General features: G+C 61.5%; 20 protein-coding genes and 3 tRNA genes. 14 read left to right on the top strand and 9 right to left on the bottom strand.

All coding sequences use genetic code 11. The features are described 5' to 3' along the window. Positions 1-3 precede the first annotated feature (3 nt). On the top strand, positions 4-258 hold the full coding sequence (moaD, locus tag OX460_RS06275; RefSeq protein ID WP_077403939.1) for a molybdopterin converting factor subunit 1: 255 nt from the start codon (positions 4-6) through the stop codon (positions 256-258). Between the two features lie 47 nt (positions 259-305). Here moaD and OX460_RS06270 read toward each other — a convergent pair whose 3' ends face one another. Next, on the bottom strand, positions 306-548 hold the full coding sequence (locus tag OX460_RS06270) for a hypothetical protein (protein WP_289898082.1): 243 nt from the start codon (positions 546-548) through the stop codon (positions 306-308). 155 nt (positions 549-703) lie between these two features. Here OX460_RS06270 and OX460_RS06265 point away from each other — a divergent pair, with 155 nt between their 5' ends. Next, positions 704-1,954: a TIGR03862 family flavoprotein gene (locus OX460_RS06265; protein ID WP_289898081.1), complete on the top strand. Its 1,251-nt coding sequence runs from the start codon at positions 704-706 to the stop codon at positions 1,952-1,954. On the opposite strand, the gene OX460_RS06260 is transcribed toward OX460_RS06265, so the two are convergent. The 6 genes from OX460_RS06260 to hpnC all read right to left on the bottom strand — a co-directional run bounded on the left by OX460_RS06260 (position 1,941) and on the right by hpnC (position 6,985). Further along, the gene (locus OX460_RS06260; RefSeq protein ID WP_251348915.1) at positions 1,941-2,747 is read right to left on the bottom strand and encodes a head GIN domain-containing protein; all 807 of its coding nucleotides are present in this window, start codon (positions 2,745-2,747) and stop codon (positions 1,941-1,943) included. The two genes, OX460_RS06265 and OX460_RS06260, sit on opposite strands and share 14 nt — an antisense overlap. A gap of 10 nt (positions 2,748-2,757) precedes the next feature. Beyond that, positions 2,758-3,546 carry a DUF1700 domain-containing protein gene (locus OX460_RS06255; RefSeq protein ID WP_289898080.1) on the bottom strand — a complete coding sequence of 263 codons (789 nt, stop codon included), beginning with the start codon at positions 3,544-3,546 and terminating at the stop codon, positions 2,758-2,760. A 19-nt stretch (positions 3,547-3,565) separates the two neighbouring features. Next, entirely contained in the window at positions 3,566-3,721 is a 156-nt protein-coding gene (locus OX460_RS06250) for a hypothetical protein (protein WP_180278542.1), read from the bottom strand. 130 nt (positions 3,722-3,851) lie between these two features. Then, positions 3,852-5,231, bottom strand: a complete 1,380-nt coding sequence (gene hpnE, locus OX460_RS06245; RefSeq protein ID WP_289898079.1) for a hydroxysqualene dehydroxylase HpnE — start codon at positions 5,229-5,231, stop codon at positions 3,852-3,854. Continuing rightward, positions 5,224-6,057, bottom strand: a complete 834-nt coding sequence (hpnD, locus tag OX460_RS06240; protein WP_077403957.1) for a presqualene diphosphate synthase HpnD — start codon at positions 6,055-6,057, stop codon at positions 5,224-5,226. Before hpnD ends, hpnE begins: the two co-directional genes overlap by 8 nt. Positions 6,058-6,103: 46 nt before the next feature. After that, positions 6,104-6,985 (bottom strand): squalene synthase HpnC, encoded by an 882-nt coding sequence (gene hpnC / locus OX460_RS06235; RefSeq protein ID WP_289898078.1) that lies wholly within the window; start codon positions 6,983-6,985, stop codon positions 6,104-6,106. Between the two features lie 289 nt (positions 6,986-7,274). Between hpnC and OX460_RS06230 the strand changes: the two genes are divergently transcribed. The 11 genes from OX460_RS06230 (at position 7,275) to OX460_RS06180 (ending at position 21,961) form a co-directional block, all read left to right on the top strand. Continuing rightward, positions 7,275-8,438, top strand: coding sequence for an efflux RND transporter periplasmic adaptor subunit (locus OX460_RS06230; RefSeq protein ID WP_289898077.1), 1,164 nt, complete (start codon positions 7,275-7,277; stop codon positions 8,436-8,438). Further along, entirely contained in the window at positions 8,435-11,533 is a 3,099-nt protein-coding gene (locus OX460_RS06225) for an efflux RND transporter permease subunit (RefSeq protein ID WP_099664143.1), read from the top strand. Before OX460_RS06230 ends, OX460_RS06225 begins: the two co-directional genes overlap by 4 nt. A gap of 189 nt (positions 11,534-11,722) precedes the next feature. Further along, positions 11,723-11,805 (top strand) — tRNA-Leu (locus tag OX460_RS06220). A 724-nt stretch (positions 11,806-12,529) separates the two neighbouring features. After that, a complete protein-coding gene (gene tig, locus OX460_RS06215) occupies positions 12,530-13,870 on the top strand; it encodes a trigger factor (RefSeq protein ID WP_077409110.1) in 1,341 nt (446 codons plus the stop codon). A gap of 198 nt (positions 13,871-14,068) precedes the next feature. Next, on the top strand, positions 14,069-14,695 hold the full coding sequence (gene clpP, locus OX460_RS06210; protein ID WP_034787300.1) for an ATP-dependent Clp endopeptidase proteolytic subunit ClpP: 627 nt from the start codon (positions 14,069-14,071) through the stop codon (positions 14,693-14,695). Positions 14,696-14,895: 200 nt separating this feature from the next. Next, complete coding sequence (gene clpX, locus OX460_RS06205; protein ID WP_010398446.1) at positions 14,896-16,164, top strand: ATP-dependent Clp protease ATP-binding subunit ClpX; 1,269 nt, start codon at positions 14,896-14,898, stop codon at positions 16,162-16,164. A gap of 276 nt (positions 16,165-16,440) precedes the next feature. Further along, on the top strand, positions 16,441-18,852 hold the full coding sequence (gene lon / locus OX460_RS06200) for an endopeptidase La (RefSeq protein WP_034787304.1): 2,412 nt from the start codon (positions 16,441-16,443) through the stop codon (positions 18,850-18,852). 204 nt (positions 18,853-19,056) lie between these two features. Further along, positions 19,057-19,329 (top strand): HU family DNA-binding protein, encoded by a 273-nt coding sequence (locus tag OX460_RS06195; RefSeq protein WP_010398442.1) that lies wholly within the window; start codon positions 19,057-19,059, stop codon positions 19,327-19,329. 124 nt (positions 19,330-19,453) lie between these two features. Next, positions 19,454-19,530: transfer RNA gene (locus tag OX460_RS06190), tRNA-Asp, on the top strand. Positions 19,531-19,547: 17 nt separating this feature from the next. Further along, positions 19,548-19,624, top strand: a tRNA-Asp gene (locus tag OX460_RS06185). A 411-nt stretch (positions 19,625-20,035) separates the two neighbouring features. After that, a complete protein-coding gene (locus OX460_RS06180) occupies positions 20,036-21,961 on the top strand; it encodes a SurA N-terminal domain-containing protein (protein WP_289898076.1) in 1,926 nt (641 codons plus the stop codon). Positions 21,962-22,130: 169 nt separating this feature from the next. On the opposite strand, the gene OX460_RS06175 is transcribed toward OX460_RS06180, so the two are convergent. Continuing rightward, positions 22,131-22,820: an arylesterase gene (locus OX460_RS06175; protein ID WP_099664141.1), complete on the bottom strand. Its 690-nt coding sequence runs from the start codon at positions 22,818-22,820 to the stop codon at positions 22,131-22,133. 112 nt (positions 22,821-22,932) lie between these two features. On the opposite strand from OX460_RS06175, the gene OX460_RS06170 reads away from it, so the two are divergent. Then, the gene (locus tag OX460_RS06170) at positions 22,933-23,580 is read left to right on the top strand and encodes an ABC transporter ATP-binding protein (RefSeq protein ID WP_289898417.1); all 648 of its coding nucleotides are present in this window, start codon (positions 22,933-22,935) and stop codon (positions 23,578-23,580) included. 91 nt (positions 23,581-23,671) lie between these two features. On the opposite strand, the gene OX460_RS06165 is transcribed toward OX460_RS06170, so the two are convergent. Continuing rightward, positions 23,672-25,216 (bottom strand): NAD(P)H-hydrate dehydratase, encoded by a 1,545-nt coding sequence (locus OX460_RS06165; RefSeq protein ID WP_289898075.1) that lies wholly within the window; start codon positions 25,214-25,216, stop codon positions 23,672-23,674. Positions 25,217-25,327: the final 111 nt, after the last annotated feature.

The following is a 25,327-nucleotide window of genomic DNA, read 5'->3' as shown; positions in this document are numbered from 1 at the left end:
TTGATGAAGATCAATCTGCGATTTTTTGCCAGCGTGCGCGAGCTGGTGGGCACGGGCCAGGAAGCACTGGAAGTGGCCGGGCCGCTGACGGTGGGCGAGGTGCGGGCCCTGCTGATCGCCCGCGGCGGCAACTGGGAATATGCGCTGGCGCAGGGCCGAGCGCTGCGCATGGCGCATAATCAGGTGATGTGCGATGCCGATACCGTGACAGGCGACGGCGACGAAGTGGCGTTCTTTCCGCCCGTGACGGGCGGCTGATCCCGCTCGCCAAATGCAACGGCCACTTCATCGAAGTGGCCGTTTTTTCATGGCGTCTTGGTTTTCGGCTTGCTGGCCGTGGTATCGCCGCAGGTGGCGCAGGCGATGGCTTTCTTGTAGCGCCAATATTTCGAGCCGATGAAGATGGCTGACGCCACCAGCGACCAGGCCAGCGCGCTGAGGATGTCGGCGCGGCTGGTGGTGCCCTTGCTGTACTCGACCACCGTCAGGATGATGAATAAAATCGAACTGGCCAGCAAATAACGGGAAATCCAGAATCCTGCGCCCATGTGTTTCTCCTCTTGTCGTCGCGTTGTCTCGTGAAGTCGAAGTGCCGATCGCTGCAGCATGTCCGCGCAGTATGCATCATTTTTCGGCCTTCTTGCCATCCGCCGGCCTTATCTCGACTAAAATGCCGGGGTTTTCACCGTCTTTCCAGCTCGCCATGACCCAAACCAGTTCCCCTCCGTTTCACATCGCCGTCATCGGCGGCGGCCCCGCCGGCCTGATGGCCGCCCAGGCGGCCACCGACCAGGGAGCCAGGGTGGAGCTGTTCGACGCCATGCCGTCCGTCGGCCGCAAATTCCTGCTGGCGGGGCGGGGCGGCATGAATATCACGCATGCGGAAGGCTACCAGGCCTTTGTCTCGCGCTACGCCAGGCAAGCGCACCGGGTGAAACCGGCGCTGGACCAGTTCGGCCCGCAAAAGGTGCGCGACTGGGTGCACGGCCTGGGCGTGGAAACCTTTGTCGGCTCCTCGAACCGCGTCTTCCCGACCGACATGAAGGCGGCGCCCTTGCTGCGCGCGTGGCTGCACCGCCTGCGCGAAGCGGGCGTGCAATTTCACATGCGCCACCGCTGGACGGGCTGGCAAGACGGCCAGCTGGCCTTCGCCACGCCGGATGGCGAACGGCTATTCGCTTTCGACGCCGTGATCCTGGCGCTGGGCGGCGGCAGCTGGGCGCGGCTGGGATCGGACGGCGCCTGGGTGCCGCTGCTGCAAGGGCGCGGCGTGGCCGTGACGCCCCTGGCGCCGGCCAATTGCGGCTTCGACGTGGACTGGAGCGAGTATTTCCGCAGCCGTCATGCGGGCGAGCCGCTGGCCACCGTGGCCATCACGGCGCGCGATATCGATGGCTTGACGATCAAGCGCCAGGGCCAGTTCGTCATCACGGCGGGCGGCGTCGAGGGCAGCCTGATCTACGCGCTGTCGGCCGCGCTGCGCGAGCAGATCGCCGCCGAGGGCAGCACCACCATCTGGCTCGACCTGGCGCCCGACCACAGTCATGAACGCGTGTTCGAAGAAGTGACGCGCCCGCGCGGCGCCCGCTCCATGTCCAGCCACCTGAACAGCCGCCTGGGCATCAAGGGCGTGAAATCGGGCTTGCTGCGCGAATGCCTGAGCGCGGCAGACTTTGCCGACGAAGCCAAGCTGGCCGCCGCCATCAAGCTGCTGCCCGTCACCTTGCGGCGTCCGCGCCCCATCGATGAGGCCATCAGCAGCGCCGGCGGCGTGGACTTTGAAGGTGTCAAAGGCAGCATGCTGCGCACCATGCCGGGCGTGTTCCTGGCGGGGGAAATGCTGGACTGGGAAGCGCCGACGGGCGGCTACCTGCTGACGGCCTGCCTGGCGCAAGGCAAGGCGGCCGGCGAGCAGGCGGTCAGCTGGCTGGAAGAGAGCGTTAGTGCCAGGTAATTTCGCCCGAGCCGCTTTTCTGCGTCTCGCGCTGGCGCGGGTTGCCGTGGACGTGGATGTCGCCGCTGCCGCGCAGGGTCAGGTTGGCGGCGTCGCGCACGAAGACGGTGCTCGTGCCCGAGCCTTGCAGGCTGACGCTGGCCTTGTCGGCGGCCAGGTGCTCGGCATCGATGTCGCCTGAACCGCTGAGGTCGGCGCGCAGGAATTTCGTGTTGCCGCTGGCGGCGATGCGCCCGGAGCCCACCATTTCCAGCACCACGCTGTCGCTGTTGCCGGCATTGATGTCGAGGTCGCCGCTGCCGTTGACGGTGGCTTGTACCTGCTTGTAGCGCCCCGTGAAGCTGACGTCGCCCGATCCTGTTAATTCCAGGATGAAACTGTCGCCGGAAAAGCCCGTGATCTTGCTGTCGCCATTGCCGTGCACTTCGACGCGCACGAGGGCTGGCAGCACCAGTTCCACCTGCAGCGGCTGGCGATGGTGGAACAGCATGCCTTTCGGGCCGATATGCACGGTCGTGCCATCCTGCGTGGTGTCGACGTTCGACAGCAAACGCTGTTCGCCGCTGACCTTCAGCGATGGCGTGGCGCCGCGGCGCAGCACCAGGTCGATGGGGCCGGCCAGGTCGATGCTGGTGATATCGGCGGAAATCGGGCGCGTTTCGCTGCGCACGGCGCGGCCGGCAGCGCTGCTGGGATTGCTGATTCCCTTGGCGCGCAGCGCCGCATACGACATGGCGATCAGGACCAGTGCCAGCAAGAGCATGGACAGGCCAACTTTGAGCAAGCGTTTCATGGCAGCCTTTCTAGTGACCTTTGAGCAGGGAAACATTCATGGCAACGTAGCGCTTGATGCCGATCAAGGTATAGCGCGTTACGACCAGACTGAGCAGGAAGATGGCGATGCCGCCGAGCAGCATGCCCACGCCAAACACGGTTTGCGTGGTGCGCGCATCGCGGTCCATGTCGGTGGAGATGCGGATGCCGCCGCCGGCCAGCGCTTCGGCCCGTTCCATCATGCGCGACGAGGCGCCCGGTGCCTCGGGTGTGGACTCGGCTTTGACGGGGCCGGGCACGTGGTCGACTTCGATGCCCGTGTCGCCGATGGTGATGCGCGTTTCGCGCCGTTCGCCGCCTTCGCCGCCGTCATCGTCATGGATGAAGACGTGGCGCAGGGGGCCGTCGAGCACCAGTTCGTTGGCGCCGGACAAGCCGCTGGCCGTGATGGCGATGCCGGCCAGGTAAAAGCTCAGGCCGACGGCGTACAGGGTGGCCAGCAGGGCCGCGTAGACGGCGGCAGGCACGACCATGAACAGGTTGAAGATGGCCAGGCCCACCAGCGAGACGAGCAGGCGCAGCAGGTTGACGGGCGTTTTCTTTTGCTCGAAAGCCTGGCGATGGGTGCTGCTGCGCAAGGTGAGGGCGATTTTTTTCGGGTCGCCCAGGTCGTCGGCGATTTCGTGCTCGCTGCGGCCGGCCGCAGCGCCTTCGATGAAGGTCTGCTCGTAATAGTCGAGCGTCTTGGCCACCAGGTCCGGTGGCAAGCCTGCCAGTGCGCGCCGCAGCGCGTCGAGATAATCTTGCTTGTTCATCATATTCTTCCTGTCCGCCGCTTCAGCCCACTGCCGGCAGCAACATGCTTGCCTGGCTCAGCAGCAACGGTGCCTGTGGCGCCTGCTGTACCTGCATGACGATCAAGGTGGCCAGCACCACACCCGCCAGCAGCGCCAGGGCTTTCAAGCTGTTTTTCAAGTGCAAGGTGGTGTGCATGGTATTCCTCGTGGCATGGCCGTTGTCGATGATCAGACTGTACCCAAGCGCACGCGAGCGCACCAGCACGGTGCGACAGAATGCAATTTCGCGGGGGCGAGCGACGCCAGGGGAGGATGCACCGTCAAGTCTACTTTGCCGCCTTGCCCGTGGTGACGACCTTGGCCGCCGCCACGCCGCTGCGCACGGCCGCCTCGATGGTGGCCGGATAGTCAAGCGTGCGGTCGTCATTCGCCGTGTAGTCGCCGGCCAGCAGCAAGCCCTGCACGCCGCTGGCGTTGCCGGGGCGCGCCAGGTCCGGCGTGCAGGCGAACGTGGCGCGCTTTTCCGTGATCAGCTGGGTCCACAGGGGCTGGGCCAGGGCAGGGCGCTGCAACACTTGCGCCAGCTGCGCCGCGATGGCTTGCGCCAGCGGCCCGTGGCCTTGCTCGGCGGCAGGGCCGGAAGCGCTGATGACGACGGCCAGCAAGCCGGCCTGTTTGCTGTCGAGCTGGCCCCGGTCGAAGACGAACTGGCCCCAGTGCCGGTTCGCCGGCGTATCGACGAGGGCGTAGAACGGCAAGTCCAGGCGCACCGAGGCGTCGTATTGCAGGTAGCAGGTACTGATCGCTTCCGGCGTGAAGGCTTGCATTTTGGCAATAACGTCATCGAGGCGCGCGTCCTGCAAGCCTTGCAGCAGGCCGGCCGCTTGCACGGACGAGGTGGCGACGATGACGCCGTCAAAGATATCTCCATCGTCGACGCCGTCATCGAGCCGCCAGCGGCCGTCGGGCAGCGCCTGCAGGGCGGCCACCTTGGCGCCCGTGCGCACTGCACCGCCATGTTGTTCCACATAGCGGGCGGCCGCGTCGGGCAAGACGCTGCTCAGGTCCGCCTTCGGGACCAGCATGTCCGAGGCGCGGCGGCGGCTGGCGCCCAGGCTGTCGCGCAGCACGTTGAGGAAGACGCGGGCCGAGGCGCGCTCGGGCGGGGTATTCAGGGCGGCCAGGCACAGCGGGTGCCACATCAGCCGGCACAAAGTGTCCGTCTGGTCGAAGCGCTGCAGCAATTCGCTGACCGTGCAATCGTTGTACAGTTGCCAGCCCATCGTCCGCATGGCGGTGGAAAAGCGCATCAGGGCCAGTTTGTCGGCGCGCAATAGTCCCGTGGCGCGCAGCAGGGCCCAGACCAGGTGCAGCGGCGCGGGCAGGCGGGGCGCGATGAAATCCATGCCCCCGGAGCCGTCCGGATAGCGCATCTGCAGGGGCAGCGTGAGGATCAGTTCGTCCGGGTCTTGCCCCGCCAGTTTGATCAGGCGCAAGGTTTCCGTGTAGGCGCCCAGCAAGATATGCTGGCCGTTGTCGAGCACGGTGTTTTCTCTCTCGACGCGGCGCGCGCGCCCGCCCAGGGTGCGCGCCGCCTCGAAGACGGTCACCGGGTGGCCGGCGCGCGCCAGTTCCATGGCCGCCGCGCAGCCAGCCCAGCCGGCGCCGATGACGGCGTAGCGTTGCTTCACGATAGGCTTAGCCACGAACCCAGGTCTTCCAGGCCAGCCACAGTTTGCGGATCGGCGTGAGCGAGATGCGCTGTTTCAGCACGTGGTAGCCGTCGCGCTCGACTTCGTTGAGCAGGGTGCGGTAGATGGCGGCCATGATCAGGCCCGGACGCTGGGCGCGGCGATCCTCGGCTGGCAACAGCGCGAAAGCTTCGTCATACGCCTTTTGCGCGCGCGCCACCTGGAAACGCATGAGGTTTTCAAAGTTTTCGCTGTGGCGCGCGTTCAGCAAGTCGGCCGCCGTCACATTAAATTGCTGCAATTCGCTGATCGGCAAATAGATGCGCCCCTTGCGCGCATCTTCGCCCACGTCGCGGATGATGTTGGTCAGCTGGAAGGCATGGCCCAGTTTTTCCGCGTACAGCAGGGTTTCCGGGCGGGTCGCGCCAAAGATGCTGGCCGACAAGATGCCCACCACGCTGGCCACATGCCAGCAATAGCGGCTCATGGCCTGGTAATCGAGGTAGCGGGTCTGGTTCAAGTCCATCTCCATGCCGTCGATGATGGCCTGCAAATGCTTTTCTTCCAGTTGATACACGGCCAGATGCGGTTCCAGCGCGCGCATCACGGGATGCGTGGGGATGCCCTCGTACATGGCCTTGACTTCCTTGCGCCACCAGACCAGCTTGGTGCGTGCCACGGCTTCGTCCGTGCATTCATCGACCGTGTCATCGACTTCGCGGCAGAAGGCGTACAGGGCCGTGATGGCCTTGCGGCGCTCGGCGGGCAGGAACAGGAAGCTGTAGTAGAAGCTGGAGCCGCTCTGGGCGGCCTTTTGTTGGCAGTATTCGTCGGGAGACATAGTCAAAAGAGCAAGGGTTGCAGATCGAAGCCGCTATTCTATCGTCTTACAGAGTGGGCGACGGGGGAAAAGCCGTTTTTACTTGTGTCTCTTGATGCAAGCTTTTGCGCGACATGCGCAGGGCGCGCCAGAAAATGATCAGCCAGTCGCGTTTCTCCAGCTTGGGACGGCGCCGGAACACGTCGTAATTGACGGCTTCGATGCATTCGAGGATGCGCAAGCCGCCTTGCACCACCAGGCGCAATTCCCAGCCGATGCGCCCGCGCAAGCGCAGGGCCAGCGGCGCACCGGACAGCATCAGGGCGCGCGTGCGGGCCACTTCGAAGCGCATCAGGGCGCTCCACTTGCCGTGGGCCTCGGGCCGCTCGAAGGCGGCGGCGGAGACGGCAAAGCGGCTCAAGTCTTCCATCGGCAGGTAGATGCGCTCTTTTTGCTGGTCGATGGCGACGTCTTGCAAGAAATTAATTAGTTGCAAAGCTGAACATATCGCATCGGAATCGCGTACATTCTGTTCATCGGCCGCGCCATACAGGTGCAGCATCAGCAGCCCCACGGGGTTGGCCGAGCGGGCGCAGTAATCGAGCACATCGTCATAGCTGGCGTAGCGCGTCGTTTCCACATCCTGTTTGAATGCCGACAGCAGATCGTAAAACGGCTTCAGCGGCAGCTGGTGTTTGGCGATGACGGCGGCCAGGCGCTCGAACATGGCGGCGTTCTCGCCGGCATGGCCTTCGTGGCGGTTTATGCGGCCCAGCGCTTCTTCATAGGCGTGCAGGGCCGCCAGGCGCTCGGCCGGCGTGGCGTCGCCCTCATCGGCCAGGTCGTCGGCGCTGCGGGCGAAGGCATAGATGGCTTCGACGGCGGGCACCAGGCGGCGCGGCAGTAAAAATGATGCAACAGGAAAATTTTCGTAATGGTCTACAGGCATGAACACACTTCTCTAGTCTTGCGTTTGTCCGGCACCCTCACACGCTGGAATGGGGCCGGACGTTGTACGTCTCAAGATTAATGACGCAAAAGTCACTAAAAACTTTTACGCACGATTATAATTAATAACCAGAAAGTCATTAGGGGGAAATCGCTCCCCGCGATGACCAAGCTGATATTGTCACAAATTTAAGGATATCGCGTGCGAAAAAGTTTGGCTTGGCCCAAAGGACAAGCAAAAAGTTTCTCCGCATAAAAATATTGCAGCCCGCATAGTAAAGGAAAATACCTTGTTTGCCCTGAAAACCCTGCGCCGCGAGACCGGCGCTCCCGCACTTCCCGCCCTGCGGCTGATTGCCGCCGCCGCCCTGGCGCTGACCCTGGCGGCTTGTTCCAAGCCTGCCGTCAAAGTGGAAGACGTGCGCCCCGTGCGCGCGATCGTATTGTCTAGCAGTAATGTTGACGTGAGTGCCGAGCTGTCGGGCGAGGTCGTGCCCCGTGTCGTATCGCAGCTGGGCTTCCGCGTGGGCGGCAAGATCGTCGCGCGCAAGGTGGACGTGGGCGCCAGCGTCAGCAAGGGGCAAGTGCTGATGCAGCTCGACCCTGCCGACTTGCAGCTGTCGCAGGCGCAGGCCAAGGCGTCGCTCGTCAGCGCGGAAACGAGCCGCGACCTGGCGCGCGCGGAATTGAAGCGTTACCAGGATTTGCGCGAGAAAAATTTCGTCAGCCAGGCCGTACTTGACGGCAAGGATGCCACCTACAAGGCGGCGCAGGCGAACGTGGAAGCGGCCCAGGCCCTGTACCGTGGCCAGGCGAACCAGTCCGGCTATGCCAGCTTGCTGGCCGACGTCGATGGCGTCGTCACGCGCATCGAGGCCGAAGTGGGGCAGGTGGTGGCGCCCGGCGCGCCCGTCGTGCAAGTGGCGAAGAGCGGCGAGAAGGAAGTCGTGATCGGCATTCCTGAAGACAAGGTCGAGACCTTGCGCGGCGTCAAGGATGTGGTGGTGCGCCTGTGGGCCGACCCGAAGCAGGGCTTGCCGGGCAAGATACGCGAAGTGTCGCCCGTGGCCGATGCCGCCACGCGCACCTATATCGCCAAGGTCAGCATCCCGGACGCGCCGCAGGCGCGCCTGGGCATGACGGCCGTGGTGCAGTTCGCCTCGCAAACGGCCACGCCGCAGATCAAGGTGCCGCTGACGGCCCTGTTCAATGAGAAATCGCAAAGTTCCGTATGGGTGGTGGAAAACGGCGCCGTGAAGCTGGTGCCGGTGACGGTGGGCGGCGTGGCGGGCAATGAGCTGCTGCTGACCTCGGGCGTGAAAGCGGGCCAGACCGTGGTCACGGCCGGCGTCAACCTGCTCAAGCCGGGCCAGAAAGTGACCATCCTCGGCGCCGAACTGGCCAGCAAGCCTGCCGCCGGTGCCGCCGCCGTCAGCGTGGGTGCGGCCAAATGAAGGGCGGTTTCAATCTGTCGCGCTGGGCGCTCGAACACATCCCGCTGACGCGTTACTTGATGGCTGTGCTGCTGATCGGCGGCATGCTCAGCTACGCCAGCCTGGGCCAGGATGAAGATCCTCCGTTTACTTTCCGCGCCATGGTGCTGCAAGCGTACTGGCCCGGCGCCACGGCCTTGCAGATGGCCGAGCAGGTGACGGACAAGCTGGAAAAGAAACTGCAGGAAACGCCGTACATCGACGAAATCACCAGCTATTCGAAGCCGGGCGAAACCCTGATCCTGCTGGAACTGCGCGAATCGGCGCCGCCCAAGGAAACGGCCGCCGCCTGGTACCAGGTGCGCAAGAAGATCGGCGACATCCAGGGCACCTTGCCGGCCGGCGTCGTGGGCCCGTTCTTCAATGACGAGTTCGGCGACACGTATGGCTCCATCTTCGCCCTGTCCGGCGACGGTTTTACCTACGCGGAAATGAAGGATTACGCGGACAAGGTGCGCCAGGAATTGCTGGCCGTAGGGCAGGTATCGAAGGTGGAACTGTTCGGCGTGCAGGATGAAAAGATCAATATTGTCTTTTCTCACAAGAAATTTGCCCAGCTGGGCATTCCTTTCGACGCCATCGTGCAGCAACTGTCCGCGCAAAACAGCATCAACGCCACGGGCGTGCTGGTGACGCCGACGGACAATCTGCAAGTGCGCGTGACGGGCGCCATGCTGACCGTCAAGGACCTGGAAAACCTGGAATTGCGCGCCAACGGCACCACCTTCCGCCTCGGTGATTTTGCTACCGTGAAACGTGAACTCATCGATCCGCCGAAGGACAAGATGCGTTTCAACGGCAAGGAAGTGATCGGCCTGGGCGTGTCGATGGAAAAGGGCGGCAATATCATCGACATGGGCAAGGCCTTGCAGGCAACGGTCACGCGCATGAAGAGCGAGTTGCCGGTCGGCATAGAACTGCAGCGCGTGTCGAACCAGCCGGAAGCCGTGTCCGCCTCCGTGGGCGAGTTCGTGCACACCCTGGTCGAGGCGATTCTGATCGTGCTGGCAGTCAGCTTTGTCGCGCTGGGCTTGCACACGAAACCGCTGCGCATCGACGTGCGTCCGGGCCTGGTGGTGGCGCTGACCATTCCGCTGGTGCTGGCCGTCACCTTCCTGTTCATGCGCCTGCTCGACATCGATTTGCACAAGATTTCGCTGGGCGCCCTGATCATCGCGCTGGGCTTGCTGGTCGATGACGCCATCATCGCCGTCGAGATGATGGTGCGCAAGATGGAAGAGGGCATGTCGCGCTTCGACGCGGCCACGTTCGCCTACACGTCGACGGCCATGCCCATGCTGACGGGCACCCTGATCACGGTGGCGGGCTTTTTGCCCATCGGCCTGGCCAAGTCGGCCGCCGGCGAATACACGTTCTCCTTGTTCTCCGTCAATGCGCTGGCCCTGATCATCTCGTGGGTGGTGGCCGTCGTCTTCACGCCCTACATCGGCTATGTCTTGCTGAAAGTCAAACCGCACGCGCACAACGACCATGAATTGTTCGATACGCCGAACTTCCGCCGCTTCCGCCGCGCCGTCACCTGGTGCGTGGAATGGCGCAAGACGACGATCGCCGCCACCCTGGCCATCTTTGCGCTGGGCATTTACGGCTTTAACTTTATCGAAAAGCAATTCTTCCCCGATTCCAGCCGTCCCGAACTGATGGTGGAGCTGTGGTCGCCCGAAGGCACGACCTTTGCCGCGAATGAAAAGCAGGTGAAGAAATTCGAAGCCTTCGTGGGCAAGCTCGACGGCGTGGAAAGCGTCACCAGCTATGTCGGCACGGGCAGCCCCCGTTTCTACTTGCCGCTGGATCAGATTTTCCCGCAGACCAACGTGTCGCAAGTGGTGGTCTTGCCGAAGAGCCTGGCCGACCGCGAACGCTTGCGCCAGCAAATCGTCGATGTCTTCAAGAAAGATTTCCCGGAAGTGCGGGGCCGCGTCAAACTGTTGCCGAATGGACCGCCCGTGCCGTATCCCGTGCAATTTCGCGTCACGGGACCGGAAGTGGCCGGTGTGCGCGCCATCGCCGACCAGGTCAAGGACATCATGCGCGCCAATCCGAACACCCTGGGCGTGAACGACAACTGGAATGAATCGGTGAAAGTATTGCGCCTGGACCTGGATCAGGACAAGATGCGCGCGCTGGGCGTCACGTCGAAAACGGTGATGCAGGCGGCCAATACGATCCTGTCGGGCACGGTCATCGGCCAGTTCCGCGAAGACAATAAGCTGATCGATATCCAGGTGCGCCAGCCACTGGAAGAGCGGGCGACGATTTCCGTGTTGAATGACACGAATATTCCGACGGCAACGGGCAAGTCCGTGCCCATCTCGCAGCTGGCCCGCGCGCATTTCGTGTGGGAACCGGGTGTCGTCTGGCGCGACAAGCGCGAATGGGCCATTACGGTGCAGTCGGACGTGATCGACGGCATCCAGGGCGCCACCGTGTCGACGCAGCTGGCGCCGCAGCTGGACGCCTTGCGGGCCAAGTTGCCGGCCGGCTACCGCATCAATGTGAAGGGCGTGGCGGCCGACAGCGGCGAAGCGGAAGCGTCGATCTCGGCGAACTTGCCGCTGGCTATCTTCATCATCTTCACCTTGCTGATGCTGCAACTGCACAGTTTCTCGCGTTCCCTGCTGGTCTTCCTGACGGGGCCGCTGGGCGTGGCGGGCGCCGCGTTTGCCTTGCTGCTGCTGCACCGTCCGCTGGGCTTCGTGGCCAACCTGGGCGTCATCGCGCTGTTCGGCATGATCATCCGCAACTCGGTGATCCTTGTCGACCAGATCGAGCAAGACATCCGCGATGGCTCGGCTCCATGGGATGCCATCATCGACTCGGCCGTGCGCCGTTGCCGTCCCATCGTGCTGACGGCCGCAGCCGCCGCGCTGGCCATGATCCCATTGTCGCGCTCCGTGTTCTGGGGCCCGATGGCGGTCGCCATCATGGGCGGCCTGATCCTGGCGACGGCCTTGACTCTGCTGTTCCTGCCGGCCCTGTATGCGGCCTGGTTCCGGGTCAAGAAGCCGGCGCCGGCGACCGCAAAAGAGGGCTAGCCGCCAGCGCCAGGGCATAGGCAAAAAAAGGCGGCATTCCTCTGGGAAATCCAGTAGAATGCCGCCTTTGCTTTACCGAGGGCTTGCTCGTTGAGTCTGCGGTAGCCAGATCGCTCCCGAGTTGTTAAAATCAGGGAGGCGCAGACGACAGTCTGCGCGGCGGCAGTCTGTTGCTGGTAGTGAAAAAATGCGGATGTGGTGGAATTGGTAGACACGCTGGTCTTAGAAGCCAGTGCTTCGGCTTGGGAGTTCGAGTCTCCCCATCCGCACCAATCCGGGTTGTTCCAGCCCGGACGTGCAGCACCATCAAGTTGTTCTTCAGCCTCGTGCAGGCATCTTCCTGTTTTTCTTCTTGTTCTTCCCGTGTTTTCGTCATGGGATGCGTCTTCCATCGCGCTATTTTTCGTCCGGCACGGCAGGATAGGGCGGGGTATGGGCGGCGATTTACCTGAAAAATGGCCAAATTGAGATAAATCAAAGGTTTTTTGCCCGAAATCTTCGCTATGAGCGCATTTCTTTGTTTCGGACGGGGCGCCAGTTCGCATATACTAATGAACGAAGCAGGCTGGAAAGCCTGTCTCTGGCGAAACAAAGAATGCCGGGGCAAGAGTAAAGACAGGGCACCCCCAGGCTGTGGCGACTCGTTCGCCGCCGCTGGTATCCTCTGTGGCCGCGCTGCAAAGCCAGCCACTTTCCCGAAGTCCTTTGTTATAATGCCACGCTTTACCGAATGATGGCCGGCCCTGCATTTACTTAGAAGCAAGGCTGGACGCTCGGAGCCCTGTCGCAGTACTGGAAGCGGCGGATTGTTTGGTGCCTGGTGCGGGTTTTCCCACTGCCGGGTAGACCAGGTCCATTGTCCTGTTTGCAGTACTTTTACAGATGATATATGCGAGCGAGTGAAGCTGGACCCATGTCTTGCCGCCAGTGATGGCGCAAGGGGTCGGGTCTTCTTTTCTCGCACCAACAGTGTTTATTTTTTGGACGATTTTTTACATGGCAACTGCAGTCGAAACCTTGGGCAAACTCGAACGTCGTATCACGATCTCCTTCCCGCTGACGGACGTCCGCACGGAAGTTGAGAAGCGCCTGAAAGTGCAAGCCCGTACGGCTAAGGCACCGGGCTTCCGTCCGGGCAAAGTGCCGTTGAAAATGGTCGCAGCACAATACGGCTACCAAATTGAATCCGAAGTGCTGAATGACAAAGTCGGCCGCGCGTTCAACGACGCCGCCAACGAAAACAATCTGCGCGTGGCCGGTTTCCCGAACATCGTGCCGAAAGAAGAAGCAGCCGAAGGCCAGCTGGCTTTCGACGCAACGTTCGAAGTGTATCCGGAAGTCGCCATCGGCGACCTGACGGCCGTTGAAATCGAAACCGTGCAAGCCGACGTGTCGGAAGCCGAAATCGACAAGACCATCGACATCCTGCGCAAGCAGCGCGTGCACTTCCACACCAAGGGCGAAGCTGGCGAACACGGCGACGGCGGTGAGCCGATCGCTGCCAACGGCGACCGCGTGACCGTCGACTTCGTCGGCTCGATCGACGGCGTTGAATTCCCAGGCGGCAAAGCTGAAGGCTACGCTTTCGTGCTGGGCGAAGGCCGCATGCTGCCAGAATTCGAAGCAGCGACCCTGGGCCTGAAAGTGGGCGAGTCGAAGACTTTCCCATTGTCGTTCCCAGAGGACTACCACGGCAAGGACGTAGCCGGCAAAACCGCTTCGTTCACCATCACCCTGCAAAAGCTGGAATGGGCGCACCTGCCGGAAGTCGATGCCGAATTCGCCAAATCGCTGGGCGTTGCCGATGGCGACCTGGCCAAAATGCGCGAAGACATCAAAGTCAACCTGCAACGCGAAGTCGCTGGCCGCGTGAAAGCACGCAACAAGGAAGCCGTCATGGACGCGCTGATCAAAGTTGCTGAGCTGGAAGTGCCAAAAACGCTGATCGCTCAGGATTCCGAGCGCCTGGCCGAAATGACCCGCCAGGACATGGCGCAGCGCGGCATGAACGTCAAGGACGTGCCTTTCCCAGCAGAACTGTTCGCAGACAAAGCCGAGCGTCGCGTACGCCTGGGCCTGATCCTGTCGCAACTGGTGGGCGACAACAAGCTGCAAGCTACGCCTGAGCAAGTCAAGGCGCAAATCGAAGATTTCGCCCAAAGCTACGAAGATCCACGCGAAGTGCTGAAGTACTACTACAGCGACCGTCGTCGTCTGGGTGAGATCGAAGCCCTTGTATTGGAAGAAAACGTCGTCACTTACGTGTTGGGCCTGTCGAAAGTCACGACGAAAGCAGTTGCTTTCGACGAACTGATGGGAAGCAACGCACAAGCGTAAACCAGTTGGTATTGGGATGCCATGATCGCTTTTAACACCTGATAAAACCGTAGCGAGCGGATGGGAGTTGTGGCTGAGAAGCGGAGCTGTGCGAATGCACAGTGAGCATCGGAGGCCGCAAATCGCGACGCGCAGTAGGTTTTGTCAGGTGTTCCAAGGTGGTGGTAGCATCCCCTAACTGCTTCACAAGGAAATGAAATGACAGGTATGAACCGTAATCCGGCGCTGGACACAGAGATGCTCGGCCTGGTGCCGATGGTGGTGGAACAAAGCGGTCGCGGCGAGCGCTCGTATGATATTTACTCGCGCTTGCTGAAGGAACGCTTGATTTTCATGGTCGGCCCGGTCAATGACCAGATGGCCAACCTGGTTGTCGCCCAGCTGCTGTTCCTGGAAAGCGAAAATCCGGAAAAGGAAATCTCGCTCTACATCAACTCGCCAGGTGGTTCGGTCTCGGCCGGCATGGCCATCTACGACACCATGCAGTTCATCAAGCCGGACGTCTCGACCCTGTGCACGGGCATGGCTGCTTCGATGGGCGCTTTCCTGCTGGCCGCTGGCGCCAAGGGCAAGCGTTTCTCGCTGCCGAACTCGCGCATCATGATTCACCAGCCGTCCGGTGGTTCGCAAGGCATGGCGTCCGACATCGAGATCCAGGCGAAGGAAATCCTTTACCTGCGCACCCGCTTGAACGGCATCATGGCCGAGCGCACGGGCCAGACGATCGAACAGATCGCCAAGGACACCGACCGCGACCGTTTCATGTCCGCCGACGAGGCCGTTGAGTATGGTTTGATCGACAAAGTGTTGACCAGCCGCGCTTGATGAGCCCCTACCGGTATTGCTAAGTACGTAAGTAAACGCCCGGGCGCTCAAACGTTCGGGCGTTTCGCTTTTATTTCGGGTAGCATGGAGCTTGTGCACGTTGTTGACTTGCGCCATGGGGAGTTGCCTTAACGGGCGGCAACCATCATCCGGCTTGCGATTTTGCAATATTGTTAATGCAGTTCCAACCAAAATGCCTTATGTCAGACAAAAAATCCTCTAGCGGCGAAAAATTACTGTATTGCTCGTTCTGCGGCAAAAGCCAGCACGAGGTGAAGAAACTCATCGCCGGCCCGTCCGTGTTCATTTGCGACGAGTGCATCGACCTGTGCAACGACATCATCCGTGATGAAACGTCGAGCATCGAGACGGTGACCGGTACCAAATCCGACCTGCCGACGCCGCAAGAAATTGCCGCCTTGCTCGATCAGTACGTGATCGGCCAGCAGACTGCCAAGCGCATCCTGTCGGTGGCGGTGTACAACCATTACAAGCGCCTCAAGCACCTGGGCAAGAAAGACGACATCGAACTGGCCAAGAGCAACATCTTGCTGGTCGGTCCTACCGGCTCGGGCAAGACCCTGCTGGCACAGACCCTGGCGCGCATGCTCAACGTGCCGTTCGTGATCGCCGACGCCACCACCCTGACCGAAGCCGGTTACGTGGGTGAAGACGTGGAAAACATCATCCAGAAGCTGCTGCAAAGCTGCAACTATGACGTCGAGAAAGCCCAGCGCGGCATCGTCTATATCGATGAAATCGACAAGATTTCGCGCAAGTCCGACAATCCGTCCATCACGCGCGACGTGTCGGGCGAGGGCGTGCAGCAAGCCTTGCTGAAACTCATCGAAGGCACGATGGCTTCCGTGCCGCCACAAGGCGGCCGCAAGCATCCGAACCAGGATTTCGTGCAGATCGACACGACCAACATCATGTTCATCTGCGGCGGCGCCTTCGACGGCCTGTCGAAAGTGATCGCCAACCGTTCCGAAAAGAGCGGCATCGGCTTCTCGGCCACGGTGCGCAGCAAGTCGCAAAGCTCGGCCAGCGAACTGATGCTGCAAGCGGAACCGGAAGACCTGGTGAAATTCGGCTTGATCCCGGAACTGGTGGGCCGCCTGCCCGTCATCGCCACCCTGGCGGAATTGACGGAAGAGGCGCTGATCCAGATTCTCGTCGAGCCGAAGAATGCGCTGATCAAGCAGTATTCGAAGCTGCTCGAGATGGAAGGCGCGGAACTGGAGATTCGTCCGGCCGCCCTGCATGCGATCGCCAAGAAAGCGCTGGCGCGCAAGACCGGTGCCCGTGGCCTGCGTTCCATCCTGGAACATGCTTTGCTGGACGTCATGTACGAACTGCCGAGCGAACAAAATGTGGTGAAAGTCGTCATCGACGAAAATACCATCACCAGCGGCGCCAAACCTTTGTTGATTTATCAAGAGACTGCCAAAGCCTCCGGAGAAAATTGAAAACTGCCGAGACAAATGCATAAAAAGGGTTTTGATTCCTTAATGCATGGCAGTACAATTTAAATCAATGAGTGCAGGCTTCAATCGGAAAGCCACTCGCGGCGCTTAGCTGCGCGTGGCTTTTTTACTGTGAAAACTGCATTTATTACCGTCATGCGGGTGTGTTTTGCGAAATAAACAGAAAAATGTTTGTTTCACAGAATTATTTATTCTCGCCGGTCTTGTGTTTTGGCAGCGAGCGCCAACATCGTAAACACGCTTTCTATAAGGTACGCCATGACAACTTCCAAATTAACTGAGCAAACTCAACTGCCGTTATTGCCGTTGCGGGATGTCGTCGTTTTCCCGCATATGGTGATACCGCTGTTCGTTGGCCGTCCAAAGTCGATCAAGGCGCTGGAAGCTGCGATGGAGCAGGGCAAGAGCATCATGCTTGCCGCTCAAAAAGCAGCCGCGAAGGACGAGCCGTCTCCTTCGGATATCTATGAAATTGGCTGCGTTGCCAATATTCTGCAAATGCTGAAGCTGCCCGATGGCACCGTCAAGGTGCTGGTCGAAGGCGCGCAGCGTGCCCGTATCAACCACATCAGCGATGCCCCGACGCACTTCATCGCCGACCTGACGCCGCTCGAGTCCGAGCCGGGCGACGAGTCGGAAGTCGAAGCCATGCGCCGGGCGATCGTGCAGCAGTTCGACCAGTACGTCAAACTCAACAAAAAAATCCCGCCGGAAATCCTCGCTTCGCTGTCGGGCATCGACGATGCCGGCCGCCTGGCCGACACGGTGGCCGCGCACTTGCCGCTGAAACTTGAGCAAAAACAAGTCATCCTGGAAATTTTCAGCGTGGCCAAGCGCCTCGAGCACCTGCTGGGCCAGCTCGAAGGCGAACTCGACATCCTGCAGGTGGAAAAGCGCATCCGCGGCCGCGTGAAGCGCCAGATGGAAAAATCGCAGCGCGAGTACTACCTGAACGAGCAAGTCAAGGCGATCCAGAAAGAACTGGGCGAGGGCGAAGATGGCGCCGACCTCGACGAGCTGGAGAAAAAAGTCGCTTCGGCCAAAATGCCGAAGGAAGCGCTCGACAAGGCTACCAACGAGTTGAAAAAACTCAAGCTGATGTCGCCGATGTCGGCCGAAGCCACCGTCGTGCGCAACTACATAGACACCCTCGTCAACTTGCCTTGGAAAAAGAAATCCAAGGTCAATAACGACCTGGCGAACGCGGAAAAAGTGCTCGAGGGCGACCACTACGGCCTCGACAAGGTCAAGGAACGCATTCTGGAATACCTCGCGGTGCAACAGCGCGTCGACAAGCTCAAGGCGCCTATCCTGTGCTTCGTCGGTCCTCCGGGCGTGGGCAAGACCTCGCTGGGCCAGTCCATCGCCCGCGCGACGAACCGCAAGTTCGTGCGCATGGCCCTGGGCGGCGTGCGCGACGAAGCGGAAATCCGCGGCCACCGCCGCACCTACATCGGCTCGATGCCGGGCAAGATCCTGCAATCGCTGTCGAAAGTCGGCGTGCGCAATCCCTTGTTCCTGCTCGATGAAGTCGACAAGATGGGCGCCGATTTCCGTGGCGACCCGTCGTCGGCCCTGCTGGAAGTGCTCGACCCGGAACAGAACCACACGTTCTCCGACCATTACATCGAAGTCGATTTCGACTTGTCCGACGTGATGTTCGTGGCGACGTCGAACTCGTACAACATTCCGCCAGCCTTGCTCGACCGCATGGAAGTGATCCGTCTGTCCGGTTATACGGAAGATGAAAAGACCAGCATCGCGCAGCGTTACCTGTTGCCGAAGCAGATCAAGAACAATGGCTTGAAGGAAGAGGAAATCTCGGTGGCCGAGTCGGCGCTGCGCGACATCATCCGCTACTACACGCGGGAAGCCGGTGTGCGTTCGCTCGAGCGGGAAGTGTCGAAGATCTGCCGCAAGGTGGTCAAGATGCTGCTGCTGAAGAAATCCGACAAGAAAGTCATCGTCAACTCGAAGAACCTGGATAAATTCCTCGGCGTGCGCCGCTATGATTTCGGTGTCGCAGAGAAAGAAAACCAGGTAGGCCAAGTGGTCGGTCTGGCATGGACGGAAGTGGGCGGCGATCTGCTGACCATCGAAGCCGTGTCGATGCCGGGCAAGGGCGGCATCATCCGCACGGGTACCCTGGGCGACGTCATGAAAGAGTCGATCGAGGCAGCCCGCACGGTGGTGCGCAGCCGGGCACAGCGCCTGGGCATCAAGGCGGACGTGTTCGAGAAGAGCGACATCCACATCCACGTGCCGGAAGGCGCGACACCGAAGGACGGTCCTTCGGCTGGCGCGGCCATGACGGTGGCGATGGTGTCGGTCTTCACGGGCATTCCCGTGCGCGCCGACGTGGCGATGACGGGCGAGATCACCTTGCGCGGTGAAGTATTGCCGATCGGCGGCTTGAAGGAAAAGCTGCTGGCGGCCCATCGCGGCGGCATCAAGACGGTCCTGATTCCAGAGCAAAACGTGAAAGACCTGGCCGATATTCCGGACAACGTCAAGAACAAACTGGAGATCGTGCCGGTGCGCTGGATCGACAAAGTGCTGGAAATCGCCCTCGAACGCATGCCTGAAGCGTTGGCGGACGTCGCTGCGGTGGAGGCTGTTACGGCTGCCGCGGCCAAGCCTGACGCGGCCGGTGAGGTAGTAAAACACTAACGTTTTACCCCTGTTTTCCCCAAACAAGCGCTTTTAGAGCGCTTGTTTTATATTGAAACGTGAATTGCGCCCCCAAAGCGCTTGACACATATACAGTGTGGCTTGTTTAATACGCCTGCACATTTTTTTCGCCGGACAGCTGTGGTGCCAAAAGTGCCGCAACGATACGGTAAACGTTTTATACCTTTGTAATTGGGGATGCTAGTGAACAAGACTGAATTGATCGACCACATTGCTGAAAAAGCTGACATTTCCAAAGCCGCCGCTGCGCGCGCACTCGACGCTGTTATCGGCGGCGTGACGGAAACTTTGAAAAACAACGACAGCGTGACGCTGGTTGGTTTTGGCACTTTCTCGGTCAGCGAACGCGCTGAGCGTACCGGCCGCAATCCGCGTACCAAAGAAGCGATCACGATCGAAGCAGCAAAAGTTCCAAAATTTAAAGCTGGTAAAGCTTTGAAGGATGCTGTAAACTAACGGACTTCGGTGAGGTGACAATCACCGGAAACATTTGGCGGCGCCTTTGGGTGCCGCGATTTCAGGATCGACGTTCTTGAATGGCGATCCTGGATACAAATGCAAGTAGTACTGTGTATTTTTCGGAGTGGTAGTTCAGTTGGTTAGAATGCCGGCCTGTCACGTCGGAGGTCGCGGGTTCGAGTCCCGTCCGCTCCGCCAAAAAAATACGCTCTTAAGGAGTGGTAGTTCAGTTGGTTAGAATACCGGCCTGTCACGTCGGGGGTCGCGGGTTCGAGTCCCGTCCGCTCCGCCAGAATATAGAAGCCCGCGCTGCTGAATAAGTGGCGCGGGTTTTTCTTTTCCAGCGCCAGATTATCTCGGCGCGCCTGCTTTTTAAAATTCCCGCCTGCCGTGTTGAATAAAAACGCCGGCGTTTAAATCCCCTTTAAGCTGCATCGGGTTAAATGCCCGAGTCCGGCGCCTTGCCATCCAGGCGACGCCAGGGCAGGGCGCGCGCCCTGATTTACTCTTGCTATAGCGCTATGGGCATTGTAGAATCAGGAGATAATGGCTTGGGCGTCAGAATCCTGCTTTAGTTCCAGCGCCAAGTTGTTGAATCTAAAGGGGAAGTGGACATCTGTCCCGTCCATTCCGCCGAAGAAATCAAGGCGAACGCATGTTCGCCTTTTTTTATAGTGATCCACTCATCCCGAATTGGCTGACCATGTTTGAATTTATTCGTACCCATCGACGCTTGATGCAGTTTCTCCTGATGCTGGTCATCGTCCCGTCTTTTGCACTGGTCGGTATCAGCGGCTACCAAAGCTTCGGCGATGGCGCGAACACCATCGCCAAGGTCGGCGACCAGGTCGTTACGCAGCAGCAATATGAAGAAGCGCAACGCCAGCAGATCGACCGCTACCGCCAGATGATGGGCGAGCAGTTCGACCAAAAAATGTTTGACACGCCGGAAGCGCGCCAGAGCATCCTCGACAACCTGATCGCCGAGCGCGCCGTGGCCGCCGAAGTGGGCCGTAGCCACCTCGTCATCAGCGATGCCGTGCTGCAAAAGGAAGTGCTGGAAATCCCAGGCTTGACCTTGCCGGACGGTAAATTCGACCTGGAACGCTACAAGGCCATGCTGGCTGCCCAGGGCATGACGCCGCAGATGTACGATGCGCGCCGCCGCAGCGACCTGGCCCTGCAGCAACTGGCCGGCGCCGTGCAAGGCACCGCCTTCGCGCCGAACACCGTGTCCAAGCGCCTGTCCGACATCACCTCGGAAGAGCGTGAAGTGCAGGAACTGCTGTTGCCAATCGCCCAGTACGTGTCGGAAGTCAAAGTGACGGACGCCATGATCAAGGCGTTCTATGATAAGAACAGCAAGTTCTTTGAAATCCCGGAACAAGCCAAGATCGAATACGTCGTGCTGGACGACAGCGCCGCCGGCGAGCAAGTCGACGTCACAGACGCCGACGTGACCGGCTACTACGCGAAGAACCAGAAAGCCTACACGACGGAAGAAGCGCGCCAGGCCAGCCACATCCTCGTAGCCGTCAAGAAAGACGCCTCGGCCGCCGACAAGGCAGCCGCCAAGGCCAAGGCTGAAGCGATCCTGGCTGACGTGCGCAAGGCGCCTGCCAGCTTTGCCGCCGTGGCGAAAGCCAAGTCGGAAGACCCGGCCTCCGCGGAACAGGGCGGCGACCTGGGCGTGATCGGCAAGGATGGCTTGCCGGCACCGCTGCTGAGCGCTATTTCGAAACTCAAGCAAGGCGAAATCAGCGATGTCGTCGCTTCCGATTTCGGTTTCCACATCCTGACCGTCACCTCGCTCAAGCCGCAGCACGTGCGTGCGCTCGATGAAGTGCGCGGCGAAATCACGGCCGACCTGCGCAAGCAATTTGCTGCCAAGAAATACTCGGAAATGGCGGAAACGTTTACCAACACGGTCTACGAGCAATCGGACAGCCTGAAGCCGGTGGCCGACAAGCTGAAACTGAAAGTGGAAAGCGTCGCCAACCTGTCGCGCACGCCGTCGCCGGCACTGGGCAAGGCGCCGTTCAACAACGCCAAGTTCCTGGCCGCCATCTTCTCGAACGATTCGCTGAAAGACAAGCGCAACACGGAAGCCGTGACCGTCGCACCTAACGTGCTGATCGCTGGCCGCGTGGTGGAATTCAAGCCGGCAACGAAGCGTCCGCTGGCCGAAGTCGAAGCGATGATCCGTCAGCGCGTGACCCTGGAAGAAGCGGAAAAGCTGGCCAAGAAGGCGGGCGAGACCAAGCTGGCCGCCTTGAAGGCGTCGGGCGATGCGACGGGCTTCGGCGCGGCGCAATGGGTATCGCGTAGCAAGCTGGACGGCATCAACCGTGCCGCCATCGCGCAAGTCATGAAGGCCGACACGAGCAAGCTGCCAGCCTATGTGGGCGTGGACTTGCCAGCCCTGGGCTACGGCATCTACCGCATCGGCAAGGTGCAGCAGCCGGCGCAAGTGGACGAGGCCCGCCGCCAGCAAGAGAAAGACCAGATCGGCGGCATCCTGGCGCAACAGGAAATGTTCGATTACGTCGAGTACCTGAAAGCCAAGGCCAAGGTGAAGATCGTCAAACCGCTCACCGCCCCAGCCGTCGCAGCGCCGGAAGCACCGTAAGATTTAGTTTCCACGCATAAAAATAGCCGCTCTCGAGCGGCTATTTTTTTGTCTGCGGAATGTGCGTGCCAATGAACTGAGCATGACCATCAGCGTAGAGCTGGGGTCAGACCCGCCGGGTCTGACCCCGGATTTTTGCCTCGGGCTAGAGGTAACGTCAACAACTGGCTTACTTGGCTTTCAGCAACGGCGCCAGTTGCGGCCAGATATTTTTCAGAATCGTCGGATGCGCCTTGGCATTCGGATGCATGCGGTCGGCCTGGAACAGCTGCGGCTGGTCGGCGATGCCTTCGAACATGAAGGGGACCAAAGGCGCCTTCCATTCCTTTGCCAGCTTGCCGTACACGCCATAGAATTGCTCGCCGTAGGCGCGGCCATAGTTGGGCGGCATGCGCATGCCCACCAGCACCACCTGCGCACCCGATTTTTTGGCCGCCTCGCCCATGGCGCGCAGATTCGCTTCGGCGGCCGCCACGGGCAAGCCGCGCAAGCCGTCGTTGGCGCCCAGTTCGATCAGCACGACGTCGGGCTGGTGCTTCGCCAGCAGGGCGGGCAGGCGCGCGCGGCCGCCGCTGGTGGTCTCGCCGCTGATGCTGGCGTTGACGATGCGCGTGTCGTTCTTTTGCGCTTGCAGCCGCTGTTCCAGCAGCGCCACCCACCCCGTGCCCCGTGCCAGCCCGTACTCAGCCGACAGGCTATCGCCGAGCACCAGCAGCGTTTTTGGTGCAGAATAGGCGTTCGTCATGCCTGACACCAGGAGCAGGGCTGCCGCAGGAAGCAAGGACAGGGTACGCCGCCGCAGGCGGTTGCCGCCCTCGACACTTATTTGTTCACGAAATTTTTTAAGATAGATCAGCATGCCCGAATTCCCTAAAGCGACTTCCACCAGTTTTCTCCCGTCAGAAGCAGCGGCCCAGCGGCCCGCCGCACCTAACAGTCAAAACAGCCAAAATGCCCGGCCGGCCATCGAAGTGGTCCAGCTGGCCAAGCGCGTACCCGATGCCGATGGTGAACTGACCATCCTGCATCAAGTCGATTTTACCGTGCAAACGGCCGAGACGCTGGCCATCGTCGGCGCCTCCGGTTCCGGCAAGTCTACCTTGCTGGGCTTGCTGGCCGGCCTGGACACGCCCAGCGAGGGCAAGGTCATGCTCGACGGCACCGATATCTTCGCCCTCGACGAAGACGGCCGCGCCGGTTTTCGCAAGGAAAAGCTCGGCTTCGTGTTCCAGTCCTTCCAGCTGCTGGCCCATCTGACGGCGCTGGAAAACGTCATGCTGCCGCTGGAATTGCGCGGCGACCCGGACGCGAAAGAGAAGGCGCAAGCCATGCTGGGAAGGGTCAACCTGGGCAGCCGCCTGAAGCACTATCCGAAATACCTGTCCGGCGGCGAGCAGCAGCGCGTGGCGCTGGCCCGCGCCTTCGTCACGGAGCCGCCGCTGCTGTTCGCCGACGAGCCGACGGGCAGCCTGGACGCTGCCACGGGCGAAGCCGTGATCCAGCTGATGTTCGAGCTGAACCGTGAACGGGGCTCGACCCTCGTGCTCGTCACGCACGACAGCTCGATCGCGGCCCGATGCGGGCGCACGATTACGATTGCGGCGGGCAGGCTGGTGTGATTGGTGCTGCTGATTGTCGGATTACGCGCTGACGCGCTAATCCGACCTACTTGCTGTCAGACGTCGTGACATTCCTTGTAATACGTCGTTATTACACCGACAAGGCATTGATCAACCGGCGGATGGCCGGGATCAATTCCCCCGCCGTCAGCCCGATGGGGCCGCTGCCTGCGGCCACCAGCGCATCGGCTGCCGCACCGTGCAGCCACACGGCGCCCAGCGCCGCTTCCCATTCCGGCCAGCCCTGCGCCAGCAGGCTGCCGCACAGGCCCGCCAAGACGTCGCCCGTGCCGGCCGTCGCCAGCGCGGGGCCGCCCGTGTTGTTGACGACGACCTGGCCGTCGGGCGCGGCGATCACCGTGCCCGACCCTTTCAAGACGACGATGACGCCCAGCTGCGTGGCCAGCTGGCGCGCCGCGCCCAGGCGGTCGGCTTGCACCTCGGTCACCGTCATGTCGAGCAGGCGCGCCGCTTCCAGCGGATGCGGGGTCAATATCGTCGCCCCCGCGCCCGTGCGCACGGCCAGCGCCGATTGCAGTTCCGGCTCGGCCGCCATCAGGTTCAGCGCATCGGCGTCCAGCAGCAGGGGGCTGTCGCTGTCGAACGCCCGCAGCAGCAGCTCCACCGTGCCGGCCTTGTCGCCGAGGCCGGGCCCCGCCACCAGCGCGGCGAAGTGCAGGCCCGAGAAATCCACGTCCCGGGCGTGCCGGCACATGAGTTCCGGCTGGCCGCTGTCGAACGCGGGCGGCGCGTCGGGAAAGGCGAGATACACCCGTCCCGCGCCCGCGTGCAGGGCCGTGCGGGCCGCCAGGATGGGCGCGCCGGCCATGCCTTGCGCGCCGCCGATGATGGCCACGCTGCCGTAGCTGCCCTTGTGCGTGTTTTGCCGGCGCGGCTGCAGCTGGCGGGCGAACAGGTGCAGGCCGCCCAGCTGCGCCTTCGCCGGCAGTAGCAGGGCGGGATCGATGGCCAGCGCGGCCACTTCCACTTCGCCCGCATGGTCGCGGCCATTTGCCGTGTGCAGGCCAGGCTTGTCGCCGATGAAGGTGAGCGTATGCGTGGCGCGGATGGCGACGCCGTCGATGGCGCCTGTGTCCGCGTGCAGGCCGCTGGGCACGTCGAGCGCCAGCACGGGGCAATCGAGCTGGTTCACCAGCTGGACCACGTCGCGGCATTCGCCGTCCAGGGGACGCGATGCGCCGATGCCGAACAGGCCATCGATGACGAGGTGCCACGGCGCCGCGCCCACGGCGGCCGACGCCGTGCTGGTTGCCGCATCCATGCAGCGCGCGGCGCTGTTGCGCGCGCGGCTCAGCGCCTGTTCGCGCTCGGGCGACGTGGCTTGCGCCGCGGGCGCCAGCCAGACGAGCACCTCGGTGCCGCTGCCGGCCAGGTGCGCGGCCGCTTCCAGCGCGTCGCCGCCGTTGTCGCCGGGGCCGGCCAGCACCAGTACGCGCCGGTGGCCCGCATCGCCGCCTTCTTCCTGGGCGTGCAGCAGCTTCAGGGCGGCACTGGCGGCGGCCTGGCCCGCGCGCTGCATCAGCAGCCCTTGCGGCAAGTCGCGCATGGCCGCCTGTTCGATGGCGCGCAGTTCGGCGATGGAGTACAGCGGTGTTGCAGAGTCGATCAGGGGCATGGAGCGTGTTCCGTTAGTCAGCATGTCTTCAACATAAGGCCGATGCGGGCGAAAGGCAAGGCGCGCACGCCTGAAATGCGCGCCTGTTTGGCGGCTACAATAGCCATCTCA

The sequence above is a fragment of the Janthinobacterium sp. SUN033 genome (assembly GCF_030397595.1).
Lineage (GTDB): Bacteria > Pseudomonadota > Gammaproteobacteria > Burkholderiales > Burkholderiaceae_D > Janthinobacterium > Janthinobacterium kumbetense.
Note: the sequence above shows the minus strand (reverse complement) of the source record. Positions and strands in the feature narration are given on the sequence as shown.